11 protein-coding genes and 1 pseudogene are annotated in these 12284 nt (G+C 62.8%); 7 read left to right on the top strand and 5 right to left on the bottom strand.

Annotated elements, in window-relative coordinates:
- Window positions 1-48 precede the first annotated feature (48 nt).
- A complete protein-coding gene (locus WJU18_RS05775; RefSeq protein WP_423459167.1) occupies window positions 49-882 on the top strand; it encodes an ABC transporter permease in 834 nt (277 codons plus the stop codon).
- Window positions 883-960: 78 nt separating this feature from the next.
- Here WJU18_RS05775 and WJU18_RS05770 read toward each other — a convergent pair whose 3' ends face one another.
- Both WJU18_RS05770 and WJU18_RS05765 read right to left on the bottom strand, forming a co-directional pair.
- Window positions 961-1155, bottom strand: coding sequence for a hypothetical protein (locus tag WJU18_RS05770; protein ID WP_423459166.1), 195 nt, complete (start codon window positions 1153-1155; stop codon window positions 961-963).
- Complete coding sequence (locus WJU18_RS05765; protein WP_423459165.1) at window positions 1143-1526, bottom strand: DUF2889 domain-containing protein; 384 nt, start codon at window positions 1524-1526, stop codon at window positions 1143-1145. The genes WJU18_RS05770 and WJU18_RS05765 overlap by 13 nt, the downstream gene beginning before the upstream one ends.
- A gap of 223 nt (window positions 1527-1749) precedes the next feature.
- On the opposite strand from WJU18_RS05765, the gene WJU18_RS05760 reads away from it, so the two are divergent.
- The 3 genes from WJU18_RS05760 to WJU18_RS05750 all read left to right on the top strand — a co-directional run bounded on the left by WJU18_RS05760 (window position 1750) and on the right by WJU18_RS05750 (window position 4294).
- On the top strand, window positions 1750-2604 hold the full coding sequence (locus tag WJU18_RS05760; protein WP_423459164.1) for a 3-hydroxybutyryl-CoA dehydrogenase: 855 nt from the start codon (window positions 1750-1752) through the stop codon (window positions 2602-2604).
- Window positions 2605-3005: 401 nt separating this feature from the next.
- On the top strand, window positions 3006-3734 hold the full coding sequence (locus WJU18_RS05755) for a TerC family protein (protein ID WP_423459163.1): 729 nt from the start codon (window positions 3006-3008) through the stop codon (window positions 3732-3734).
- Between the two features lie 89 nt (window positions 3735-3823).
- Window positions 3824-4294 carry a hypothetical protein gene (locus tag WJU18_RS05750; protein ID WP_423459162.1) on the top strand — a complete coding sequence of 157 codons (471 nt, stop codon included), beginning with the start codon at window positions 3824-3826 and terminating at the stop codon, window positions 4292-4294.
- Window positions 4295-4417: 123 nt separating this feature from the next.
- Here WJU18_RS05750 and WJU18_RS05745 read toward each other — a convergent pair.
- Both WJU18_RS05745 and WJU18_RS05740 read right to left on the bottom strand, forming a co-directional pair.
- A pseudogene (locus WJU18_RS05745) lies at window positions 4418-4672 on the bottom strand (helix-turn-helix transcriptional regulator); the annotation flags it as partial.
- A gap of 44 nt (window positions 4673-4716) precedes the next feature.
- The gene (locus WJU18_RS05740) at window positions 4717-5289 is read right to left on the bottom strand and encodes a hypothetical protein (protein ID WP_423459161.1); all 573 of its coding nucleotides are present in this window, start codon (window positions 5287-5289) and stop codon (window positions 4717-4719) included.
- 257 nt (window positions 5290-5546) lie between these two features.
- Here WJU18_RS05740 and WJU18_RS05735 point away from each other — a divergent pair, with 257 nt between their 5' ends.
- Window positions 5547-7358, top strand: coding sequence for a tannase/feruloyl esterase family alpha/beta hydrolase (locus WJU18_RS05735; protein ID WP_423459160.1), 1812 nt, complete (start codon window positions 5547-5549; stop codon window positions 7356-7358).
- A 28-nt stretch (window positions 7359-7386) separates the two neighbouring features.
- Here WJU18_RS05735 and WJU18_RS05730 read toward each other — a convergent pair whose 3' ends face one another.
- A complete protein-coding gene (locus WJU18_RS05730) occupies window positions 7387-9564 on the bottom strand; it encodes a protein-disulfide reductase DsbD family protein (protein WP_423460946.1) in 2178 nt (725 codons plus the stop codon).
- Between the two features lie 457 nt (window positions 9565-10021).
- On the opposite strand from WJU18_RS05730, the gene WJU18_RS05725 reads away from it, so the two are divergent.
- Window positions 10022-11275 carry a class I SAM-dependent methyltransferase gene (locus WJU18_RS05725; RefSeq protein ID WP_423459159.1) on the top strand — a complete coding sequence of 418 codons (1254 nt, stop codon included), beginning with the start codon at window positions 10022-10024 and terminating at the stop codon, window positions 11273-11275.
- A 70-nt stretch (window positions 11276-11345) separates the two neighbouring features.
- Window positions 11346-12167 carry a creatininase family protein gene (locus WJU18_RS05720; protein WP_423459158.1) on the top strand — a complete coding sequence of 274 codons (822 nt, stop codon included), beginning with the start codon at window positions 11346-11348 and terminating at the stop codon, window positions 12165-12167.
- Window positions 12168-12284 lie beyond the last annotated feature (117 nt).

The raw sequence follows: 12284 nt of genomic DNA, 5'->3' as shown, positions 1-12284 counted from the left end.
GAAAAAGAGGGACAGTGCCGATTGTGGCCGACGCCGCACAATAGACGTATGCAGACCGTACAAACCGATTCCGCCACCGTGCATCCGCAGCCGTCCATCTGGGGCGTGCCCCGTCTGTCGGCACGCTGGTGGCCCGTTTTCCTGCGCAACCTGCTGGTGTGGCGCAAGCTGGCCGTGCCGAGCCTGCTGGCCAACATCGCCGAGCCGCTGATCTGGCTGGTGGCCTTCGGCTACGGCCTGGGCGCCCTCGTCGGGCAGGTGAATATCCAGGGACAGCAGGTACCCTACATCCTGTTCCTGGCCAGCGGCTCGATCTGCATGAGCGCCATGAACGCAGCCAGCTTCGAAGCGCTGTATTCCGCCTTCTCGCGCATGCATGTGCAAAAGACCTGGGACGGCATTCTCAACGCGCCCGTCCGGCTCGACGACGTCGTGCTGGCCGAAATGCTGTGGGCCGCCTTCAAGGCGCTGTTCTCCGTGACCGCCATCCTGTGCGTGATGCTGGCGCTGTCGATCAGCCACAGCCCCAAGCTGCTGGTGGCGTGGCCTGTGTTGCTCGGCGTAGGCATCACGTTCAGCTGCATCGCGCTGATCTTCAACGCGCTGGCCAAGGGCTACGACTTCTTCACATACTATTTCACGCTCGGCCTCTCGCCGATGATGTTTCTCTCCGGCGTTTTCTTTCCGCGTGAGCAGTTGCCAGGTTTTGTGCGCGCCATTGCCGACTGGCTGCCGCTCGCCGCCGCCATTGATCTGGTGCGGCCGCTGTTTCTCGACCAGTGGCCTGAGCACGCCTGGCGCAACGCGGCGGTACTGGCGGTTTATGCCGTGGGGGCCTTCTGGATTGCCCTGGCGCTGACGCGGCGGCGTTTCAGGAACTGAGAGCGGCGCCCCGGGATGGGCTGGAAGCGGGCGGGTTTGAAACCCGCCCACTCCGCTCAAACCATCACGCCACCACCGTCACGCATCGCGCTCATCGGCCGGCACGTAATACTGCGGCCACTGCATTTTCACCACCTCCCGGCTGCGGCCATAGGCGTAGCAGCTGTCGAGCTTACCCTCTCCGCCCTCGCCCGCCAGCCTCTGGAGCCGGGATGTATCCGTGCCCCAGATGCCTTGAAGCGCCGTCGTGGCCAGGGAGATCAGCATTTCCATGAGGTGCGTGCAGCTCGCCGCCCCCTCAGCCGCTCTTTCACCTTGGCCGACCAGCCTTTCGCCAGCGGCTCTCCCACCAGCACGGACAGCGTGTCTTGCGCGCCCTTGCAGACGGGATACGGCGTGGTATCCGATGCGGCTTCGATCGCCCTCACGACATAGCTGCCATCCACTGTCAGGCGGATCCACATATCGTGGATAGGTTGGCCGGCAAACACGGGCTTGGGCAACGCCAAAGGCACGAAATCGAAAGGCTTGGTATCCACCAGGTGCGCTTCGACATCGAACAGCCCGTCTTCCCGGGCATAGGTTTTCATATCGATCACGCGGTGGTGGACTTCGCGTCGGGCAGCAGCAGGAGACAGCGGCATGGCAGGTAAGGAGAAAAGCGTCGGGAAACCGGCTCCCGGCTGCTTTCGGAAATAGTATGGATGCAGCAGATTTTGCACGAACACCCCCATTCGCGCCCAGGACAAGGCAAAGCGCCCTGCTTCGGCCCCAAAGCCAGCGACAGGCCTAATATGATTCAGGGTTGCGCCGGAACGTGCCTACGTTCTTAAAAAGGCCTTTTTTATCCCCTAAAGGAGAGTACACATGAGCATCACCACCGTTGGCATCGTCGGCGCCGGCACCATGGGCAATGGCATCGCGCAGGCTTGCGCGGTTTCGGGCGTCAACGTCGTCATGGTCGATATCGCGCAGGCCGCGGTCGACAAGGGCGTCGCCACCATCAGCAAGAGCCTGGACCGCCTGGTGCAGAAGGAAAAGATCACTGAAGCCGACAAGGCGGCCGCCCTGGCCCGCGTGAAAGGCAGCACGAACTACGACGATCTGAAAAGCGCGCAGTTGGTGATCGAAGCCGCCACCGAAAACCACGATCTGAAAAACAAGATCCTGAAGCAGCTCGACGATCTGTTGGCGCCAGAAGTCATCATCGCCACCAACACTTCGTCCATTTCCATCACGCAGCTGGCCGCCGTGACCAAGCGCGCCGAGAGGTTCGTCGGCATGCACTTCTTCAACCCGGTGCCGATGATGGCGCTGGTGGAGATCATCCGCGGCCTGCAGACCTCCGACGCCACGCACGATACCGTGAAGGATCTGGCCGTGAAGCTCGGCAAGACGCCGATCACGGTCAAGAACGCCCCTGGTTTCGTGGTCAACCGCATCCTGGTGCCCATGATCAACGAAGCCTTCTTCGTGCTGGCCGAAGGCCTCGCCACGCCTGAAGACATCGACGCCGGCATGCGGCTGGGCTGCAACCACCCCATCGGCCCGCTGGCCCTGGCAGACATGGTGGGCCTGGATGTCTGCCTGGCCGTGATGGAGGTGTACCTGGAGCAGTTCGGCGACAGCAAATACCGCCCCTGCCCCCTGCTGCGCGAATACGTCGCCGCTGGCCTGCTGGGCCGCAAAACGGGCCAAGGCGTCTACAACTACGCGAAGTAGGAATGTGAGTATTCTCAGGGTTTCCCAAGGGGGAAACCCGTTTGCCTCCGCCCGCGGACAGTGCTTTAATGAAGCTGTCTGAAGGGGAGTAGCTTCCCGCCATGCCGGCAGATGCCGCGCAGGGCGTTTGGCAGGTCGTCAGCACGGGGTTGATAAAACCTCCGGCCTGCCTGGCGGGTATGCACGGCACGTGATACCCCCGCCGAGCAAGACCTTCGATCTAGGGTAGCGCTGAGCAAGTTGACCTAAAACTTATTCAGTATTGCCTGAATTCCGCATGAGGCGGTTGATCGAGGCTGTTCTTGTTTTCCGGCTGTTTTCCAAGCCCCAAAAAAGCAGCAGCATCCTCGGCCGAATCCAGCGGATGGGTTCTGGTATTCCGTTATCGAGGTCTTGCTGTCATGGAGTTTCTTTCCGCACCCTGGTGGTCCGCCCTGCTGACCATTGTCTTGATCGATCTGGTTCTGGCAGGCGACAACGCCATCGTCATTGCGCTGGCAGCACGCAACGTGCCCAAGCACCTGCAGCAAAAAGCCATCGTCTGGGGCACCGTGGGCGCCATCGTCGTACGCACAGCCATGACCTTGGCCGTCGTCTGGCTGCTCAGAGTCCCCGGGTTGATGCTCGTCGGGGGCCTCGGCCTGATGTGGATCGCCTACAAGCTCGTGACTCAGCACGACAGCGGCGAGGACGAGCACGGCCCGGCCGCCAGCACCTTCTGGGGTGCCATGAAGACCATCGTGATCGCTGACGCCCTGATGGGCATGGACAACGTGCTGGGCGTGGCAGGAGCTGCACACGGCGCCATTGACCTTGTGGTGGCGGGCCTGTTGATCAGCATTCCGATCATGGTGTTCGGCTCGACCATGGTGCTCAAGCTCGTGGGGCGTTTTCCGATCATCATCTACCTGGGCGCGGCCGTGCTGGCCTATACAGCAGGATCGATGCTCGTCAGCGAATCCTTGCTCTCGAACTGGTTCGGCACGAAGGAAGCACCCATTGAATGGGCTCGCTGGCTGGTGATGGCGCTCTGTATCGCCGGCGTGCTGGGCGGTGCCTGGCTGACCAACCGCCGATCGAAGAAAGATGTAGATGTACCTGCCGCGCCCGAAGCCGAGCGCGCCCCCTGAGTCCGTCCCTGGACAATGCGGCCAGAATAGCCGCAACCACCCCTCAGCCGGCATCACCGGCCCTTTCAACCCAGAAGCAGGAGCCCAGCATGGAAACCGTCATCCTTTATGTCGACGATGCTGCCTATGCAGCCGAATTCCTGGCCCGGCAGCAAGCCGCGCCCGCCGGCAAAGCCATCGACGGGCCGCGCCGCTGGTTGATGGTGGGCTGCGTACCCCCGTTGACACGCCACGCCAGCCGCTGGATGAGCGCCGAGATGCGTCATTTGAGGCGCTCAGGGTGGCTCTCCGATACCCTCGCCACGCTGCGCCCCCTGCTGGAAAAGGATGGCGGCACCGTGGAAACCAGGTCCGCCGAGCTACCGCTGCTCGATCTGACACGCAAGCTGCGCCTTGAAACGGGCGCCCGGATGGCACTCGATGCGCGCCGGCCGAAAGCAGGCGTTGATCTGGAGCCGATCGCCCCTGAACTCACACCCGCCAAATCCGGCTGGGCACTGCCTGGCGCGGTAGCGGGCATGGGAACGCTGTTCATGCTGCTCAACGAGCTGGCCGAATAATCCCCGTGGGACCGCCAAGCTCCAGCTTGGCCATAGCGTCTCCTGCACGCGCTGTCTGCCAAGCTGGAGCTTGGCGGTCCCAGGACTATCGCGAGGGCATGGGTGCCCCATGTGCCGCCATGCCGTGGGTGTAGTCCCGATCCGCCGCCGGAACGCTTCCGCAAAGTGGGAGTGGCTGGAAAAGCCCACGCTAGCAGCGATGTCCGCGATCGAACGCTCGGCCTCCACCCGCAGCAAACCGCATGCAGCTTGAAGCCGCTGCTCGATCACGAAAGCATGCGGCGACTGGTTGAACGTGGCCTTGAAAAGACGGGAGAAATGATATGGGCTCATGTTCACGGCTCTCGCCAGCCGCTCCAGGTTGAGTTCGCTGGCCATTTCCGATTCAATGTATTCCAGCAGGCAATTGCGCTGGGACGCGCTCAAGGTACGAACAGGGCTTTTCTTTCTCCGGAGCCCGCATGCCTATGCTGCACCAGCAATCCCAGCAGCGCAATGGTCAACCCTTCCGTGTACAACGGTCCACGCAAAGACCCAGTCTGGGCCTCCAGCCACATCGCGCGCATGATTCCTTCAAGCGTCGGATCGCAAAGCTCGTGCTGCGTCTTGAGGTTGAAAGCTTGGCCTTCGCTGGGCATCATGCGGGCAACCATCGCAGCAGGTAGTTCGATATCGATGATTTCGCCTGCCTCGCCTAAAAATCTAGACCGGTCGAGTTGAAAGCCACCCTGGTAGGTCTCGACCATGGACGGCGTGGTCGACAGCTCCCGCCAACGCCCGCCTAGCCCGAACCAGCGCCGACCACGACCCGAAAGAGAGACCGCGACGTGCGCTTCGGCCTGATAAGTCGCTTCGAAGCAAGCGTCGTCCGGCAAGCACCAGAGTCGAATGGGCGGGCCGCGCCACGTCTCCGGCGAGCACATCAAAGGCTCAGGAGGCGGGACATAGCACGGAGCCGGAATTGCAGCGTATTCCTGATCCGAATCGAACTCCATGGCACCTCCTGGCATCTTCTCATCTGCCACCAAACATGCAATTTTGTGCGCATTGCAGCCTACGGGCCAAACACCCTGTTAAATGTTACCTGAATAACCAGATCACCAACCAAGAGGAAAGCCAGGGAATTCCCCAACCCAAAAAAGCAAAACTTGGATAGTTTCACCCCGCCACTCGATAGACGTGGTTCAAAGGACTCGGCACAGTGACATATGCACTTTAATGCATCAAACATTCACCCCATGAAGGAGACCTCATGAACCATGTCCTACTACGCCGGAATCCTTCCGGTCGCTCACGTGCATGCCGCACCATCACGGCGGTAATCTGTGCGAGCAGCGCGCTTCTAGGCTGCGGAGGCAGCGACGATCCCGTTCCCGTCGCCCTGTTGGCATGCAATGACACCATGAAGTCGCAGTTCGCACCTGATGCGCTCACGACCGTGGTGGCCGTCAAGTCATTCAAGGCCGGCGATCCATTGATCCTGACAGGCGAGGCCACGCCCACCACGCCCAAGGCCACGCAGGACTTGTGCGCCGTCGAGTTGCGAGTCGGCCCGGGCCATCCGGGACCAGCGGATGCGCCGTCGACCTCACCTGGCATCGGTATTCAGATCTGGCTGCCTTCTTCCGAGAAATGGAACCAGCGCTTTCACGCACTAGGCGGGGGCGGCTGGCAGGGTACATACAACACCTCCAGTTCCGATGTCGCTCCGCTGATGACCCCATGGGAAGTGGCTCAGAATGAAGGAGCCGTGTCCGCCACGACGGACACAGGACACCAGGACCCGGGCGGTTCGGGATCGTTTGCCATGAATCCCGATGGAGCCATCAACGATGCTTTATGGAAGGATTTTGCCGAGCGCGGCATCCACGAAATGGCCGTCAAGGCCAAGGCGCTCGCGACGGCCTACTATGGCACACCGCCGAAGTATTCTTACTGGGACGGAGGATCCACTGGCGGGCGGCAGGGCCTGAAGGAAGCCCAGGTAAACCCGGCGGATTTCGACGGGATCGCGGCGGCCTATCCCGCCATCCATTGGACCAAATTCATCACTGCGGAGTTGTACCCGCAAGTCGTCTATCAACGAGACCTGGGTGGCATGGCGCTGACTCATGCCCAATCAGACCTCGTCTCCAACGCCGCCATCAAGGCTTGCGACGTCGTGGGCGGGCAGCACCTGGGGTACCTGCTGGCGCCTGATCAGTGCCGCTATGACCCCGTCTCCGATCCAGAAGTCTTGTGCACCTCCTCCGGCGGCACCAACACGACCGCAGCCTGTGTCAGCACTGCGCAGGCACAGGTTGCCAACAAGATCTGGTACGGCATGACCAGCGATGGCAGCGCGCCGTCGCCCTCCGTGGACAACGGATGGAGCCTTGAGCCCTCTGGCCTGCAGCGCTGGTACGGTATTACCAGAGGCACGTCATTCGGCAGCTTCTTCGGCGTTGCGATGCCGGAAGCGGCATTCTCGATTGCCACGCAGATGGTGGCTCTCGAGTTGCAGGATCCGACGCTGGGCGACGCGGGATTCAGAAATGCCCGAGGCAGCGGGCAGGACGGCTGGAAAGCGCTCAGCTACGCGGCACTGAATAACGCTTTTGATCAAGGTATCGCCTTGCAGTCAAGATTCGCCAATATCAATACGGACGACCCTGATCTTTCGGCATTCCGCGTCCGGGGAGGAAAAATGATTACCGTCCACGGTCTCAACGACGAAGTCATCTTCCCCCAAGGCAGCATCAACTACTACAACCGCGTGGCGCAGCAGCTTGGCGGTCTTTCCGCCGTGCAGAGCTTCTACAAGCTCTACCTCGTTCCCGGCATGGGACACTCGACGCCAAATGGAACGGCCAACCCCCAGGCCAACCCACCGGTCCCCGCGCGCGGGCAAGTCTACAAACTGCTTACAGACTGGGTTGAAAAAGGCATCGAGCCCCAGCGGGTCGATCTCCAATCGCCGAGCGCGGTGCCCTTCAGCAAGAGCCAACCCATGTGCCCCTATCCACAGCGCGCGGTCTTCCAGAGCGGCGATCCGTTCGCGGCGTCGAGCTATATCTGCGGGTAGGAAACGCGAAGAACTCGAGAGCTCACGCTCAGAGCTTCCCCAGCGCCGCCTTCACGTCCGTCACGCTCAGCACTTCGCTCAGCACGATCGGTGCCTTGCCCGGGGCCTGCAGCACATACACAGGCACGCCGCTGCGCCCCAGGCGCTGCAACTCGGTCGTGATGGTGGCGTCGCGCCGCGTCCAGTCAGCACGCAGGGTTCGCACCTTGGCGGCGTCAAGCGCGGCGAGCACCTCGCTGTTGCTCAGCGTGGTTCTCTTGTTGTACTGGCAGGTCACGCACCAGGCAGCCGTGAAATCGACAAAGACCGGCTGGCCCGCTTCGAGCGTTTGAGCCACGCGCTCAGGCGACCAAGGCCTCCAGCGCTCACCGGCCTGCGGCATGGCAGAGGCCTGCGCCGGCTCCAGCGGCTTGGTGACGTTGGGGCCGATACCCGTAGCGAGCCACACGAGGGCCGCGGCCGAGAATGCCGCCATCACCATGCGCGTGCGGCCGGCCAGGCCGAGCGCCCAGAGCAGCAGCGCCAGCGCCACCAGCAGCGCGAGCAGTGCGGCGGCGCCATCAATCCCGCTTTGCTGCCCCAGCACCCACAGCAGCCATGCCACCGTACCGAACATAGGAAAGGCCATGAACTGCTTGAAGACCTGCATCCAGGCGCCCGGCCGGGGAAGGAGCCGCGCCACCGCCGGCACCCAGCTCGCCGCCAGATAAGGCAGTGCCATGCCCAGGCCAATGGCGCCAAACACCAGCAGCGCCTGTGCCGCCGGCAGGCCCACCGCCAAACCCAGAGAAGCCCCCATGAAAGGCGCGGTGCAGGGCGAAGCCACGGCCACCGCCAGGATGCCGGTCAGGAACGAGTTGACCGCCGGATGCTTGGCCTCCATGGTGGCCACGCTGCTGGGCAGGAAGCTGCCGAATTCGAACAAACCCGCCAGGTTCAGGCCGATCACCGTGAACAGCGCGGCGAGCCCGGCCACCACGGCGGGCGACTGCAACTGGAAACCCCAGCCCAATTGCTGGCCCGCAGCGCGCAGGCCCAGCATCAGGCCGCCAAGCAGCAGGAACGACAGCACCACCCCCACGGTATAAGCCAGACCGCTCACGCGATGAGCCCGTTTGTCCTGCGCTTGGCCCGTAAAGCCCAGCACTTTGATCGCCAGGACCGGGAATACGCAGGGCATCAGGTTCAGCACCATGCCACCCAACAGAGCCCCCAGCAGCGCCAGAAGGAAAGTCCCCATCGGCACCGCTTCAGCCGGCGGCATGGGCGCCGCCTGGGCGTTGGCCGAATTCGCCGAATTGGCCTTGAGGGCAGCCTCCAACGCGGGCGATACGCCCGCCAGCGGCGCCAATGGCGGCCACTCTCCTTGTACAGCCGCCTCGGCGCGCCAGCCCTGCCCGTCTCCCACCAGCACCAGGGGCATCATGCGAGGGCTCTCCGCCCGATCCGGGGAGAGCGGCAGGTCAGCAGACCATACGCCGCCTTCCCAGCGCTGGGACCAGGTGGCCGGCGTAGCCGGTTGGCCTTCGGGCGCCAACTTGGCCGCTGTCAGCAGCACATGCGGTGTTTCGGGAAACAGCTCCAGCGTCTGGCCACGCACGGCAGGCGGCAAGCCCTCCACGCGCACGGTCAGGCGCTTGCCATCCGGGGCGATCTGCACGCTCTGCCGGCCTTGCACGGGCTTCGGCTGGTTCTTCAACGCGGCATCGAAAGCCGAGCCGTTCAAGGCCGTGGAGCTGCGCAACGGAATCTGCAGTGCGAATTCGCCCTCCTGCGGAATGCACTCCTGCCGGCAGACCAGCCAACTGGCCTTGAGCTTCACATCCAGGGCATTGGCCAGTACCGGCGGCTTGTATTCAGGCGTGATGGTCAGCGGCACCGGCAGCAGGACGGTCCCCTCATAGCCGTAGTTGGCCAGATCACCGATGGGAATCTTCTTGGGCAGCGGCCAGGCGATGTCACCGGCCATGACGCCGGGGGGCAGCTCCCACTCGAGTTCCGTCGGCAAGCCGGAATCGCCTGAATTCTTCCAATAGGTGTGCCACTCGGGCGCGTGGGTCAGTTGCAGCCCAAGCCATACAGGTTGGCCGGCAGTGTCGGCGCCAGGACCGGTCGGCACGCCTTGCGGCGCATGCGCCACCAGTTCCGCGCGCACCTGATCGGTGGTGACCGTGGACTTGGCAGCGTGCGTCTGCGCCACCGCCATCGTGGAACTGGCGGCACCGGCCACGGCGAAGACAGCGATCAGCACGCTGCCGAGAAAGGATAACGTTCGGCTCATGACGACAAATGGGAGACCAACAGCCTATGACTATCGGCAAAAGCATATGGTTCCCGGCGCCGCGAACCATTCGCCCCCGACTATAGGCTTTTGCGTGAACCACTACCCCGAGGGGTGCTTTTCATCTTGGGAACGGCCCGGCGATGAAAAAATGACCCCCACGCTCCCCTGCTCCGCATGGTCCGCTGCCCCCCAAGGGGGCGCTTTTCATCTTGGGAACGGCCCGGCGATGAAAAATTCTCTTACCAGCAAAACCCGCATGAACGTGGCAACTTTTTTCTATCCGGTACGATGTAAGCAAATAAAAACCGGGCGCTGGCGCCCTGCGTCAGGCGCGTCTTTCTTCTCCTCACATACAAGATCAACAGGAGCCGCGAGACCCATGAGACTGAGCCTTGATTCTTCCGGTATGGCTTCCGCCCTTTCTCCTTGGGCGGAACGGTTGCGCCGCCGCCTCAATTTGCCGCTGATGGTGCGCTGGCAAGGCGGCCAGGGCCTCAAGCTGGGTGATTTCGATACCCCGCGCGTCACGCTAGACGTTCTGAACGCTGCCGGCGCCACCGCTCTGCTCTCTCCCACCCTCGACAATCTGGGCCGCGCCTATGTGGAAGGGCATCTGAATGTCACGGGCTCGGTGCAGGATATCGTCGACATGGCGCACCGCCTGGCCGATGGCGGCGAAGACGAACACTCCGATGGCCTGGTCAGCCGGTTGATCCACCGCATCGCGGACGCCGCCAGCCACACCCGCGAGCAAGACCGCGAAGCCATCCAGTACCACTACGACGTCTCCAACGAGTTCTACTCCGAATGGCTCGATCCGGCGATGGTTTACTCGTGCGCTTATTTCGAGAACGGCGATGAGACCCTGGCGGAGGCGCAACAGAAAAAAATCGACCATATCCTGACCAAGCTGCAACTCCAGCCTGGGCAGACACTGCTGGACATCGGCTGTGGCTGGGGTGCATTAGTGCTCCGGGCTGCCCAGAAATTCGGTGCCCGCTGCGTCGGCATCACGCTCTCGAAGAACCAGTTCGAGCTGGCAACCGAGCGCGTGCGCGCCGCCGGGCTGCAGGACAAGATCGACATTCGCCTGCAGGACTACCGCGATGTGAAAGGCCCGTTCGACCGCATCAGCAGCGTCGGGATGTTCGAGCACGTCGGCCTGAAGAACCTGAAGAACTACTTCCGCATCATCCATGACTTGCTAGCCCCCGGCGGCTGGGCGCTGAACCACGGCATCACCAGCACCGACCCTCAGAACGGCGAAACCAGCCACGGCGGTGGCCGCTTCATCGACCGCTACGTATTCCCGCAGGGAGAGCTGCCGCACATCGGGACCGTGCTCACGGCCATGCAGGAAGGCGGGCTGGAGGCGATGGATGCGGAAAGCCTGCGCCGCCACTACGCCCGTACCTTGCAATGCTGGAGCGAAGCGTTCGAAGCCAAGGGCGAGCACCTGCGATCGCTCGTGGATGAAAAGCATTGGCGCATCTGGCGTGTCTACCTGGTAGGCAGCCAATGGGCGTTCGAGCACGACGAGATCTCGCTCTTTCAGGTGCTGTGCCGCCGCGCAGGGCAAAGCGCGCAGACCCAACCGTGGTCACGGCGCTGGATGTACGCGCCGCAGGCCTGAGCTGCCAGCACACATTTTCGGAGGGTCCGCAAGGAGATCGTAGACACGTTCCGGACGGTAAACTGTGCCGATGCCCACGCCCTCCCGTTTCTGGCACGACCTGGCCACCACCGACTTCGCCACACTCGATCTGGAGCGCACGATCGCGATACTGCCTGTGGCCGCCACCGAGCAGCACGGCCCGCATCTGCCGCTCTCGGTCGATGCCGATCTGGCGCAGGGCATCGTCTGCGCGGCGCTGCCGCATCTTCCGCCTGAGCTGCCCGCGCTGTTCCTGCCGGTACAGGCCATCGGCTACAGCCCCGAGCACACCGCCTTTGCCGGCACCTTGACCCTGAAAGCCGAAACGGTCATCCGCCTCTGGACAGATATCGCGGAAAGCGTGGCGACCAGTGGCGTGAAGAAGCTGTTGATCTTCAACACCCATGGCGGCAATGTCGGCCTGCTGGATATCGTGGCGCGCGATCTGCGGGCAAGGCTTGGGCTGCTGGTCTACACCAGCAGTTGGTTCAACCTGCCGCTGCGAGGAGCGGATGGTGAAGACGTGAGCGCGCGTTTCTCCGCGGATGAACATCGTTTCGGCGTGCATGCCGGGCAGATCGAGACCGCCATGATGCGTGCCCTCAAGCCCGGACAGGTGCGCATGGAGGCGGCGCGTGATTTCCATTCGACCTCCAGGGACCGGGCCGCGAAATTCCCGACCCTGGGCAATGGCAAAAGCGCCAAACTCGCCTGGGCCGCGCAAGACTACAACCCGGCGGGTGCCATGGGCAACGCGGCGGCAGCCACGGCCGAAGACGGCCATGCGCTATTGGAAAGCACGGGCCGCGCACTGGCGTTATTGCTGGCAGAAATTGACCAATTGCCGGCCGGGACTCTGGCTGCCCCATAGAGGCCTAGCCCTGGGCGGGGCAAGCTCAGTTCGAACGGTTGGCCGTTCCAGAAGCAGTTTTGTATGAATTCGTAAACACACTCTTAGAATCATCAAACTTACCCATCGGAGCTTTGC

The sequence above is a fragment of the Ottowia sp. VDI28 genome (genome assembly GCF_049532675.1).
Taxonomy (GTDB): Bacteria; Pseudomonadota; Gammaproteobacteria; order Burkholderiales; family Burkholderiaceae_C; genus Ottowia.
Note: the sequence above shows the minus strand (reverse complement) of the source record. Positions and strands in the feature narration are given on the sequence as shown.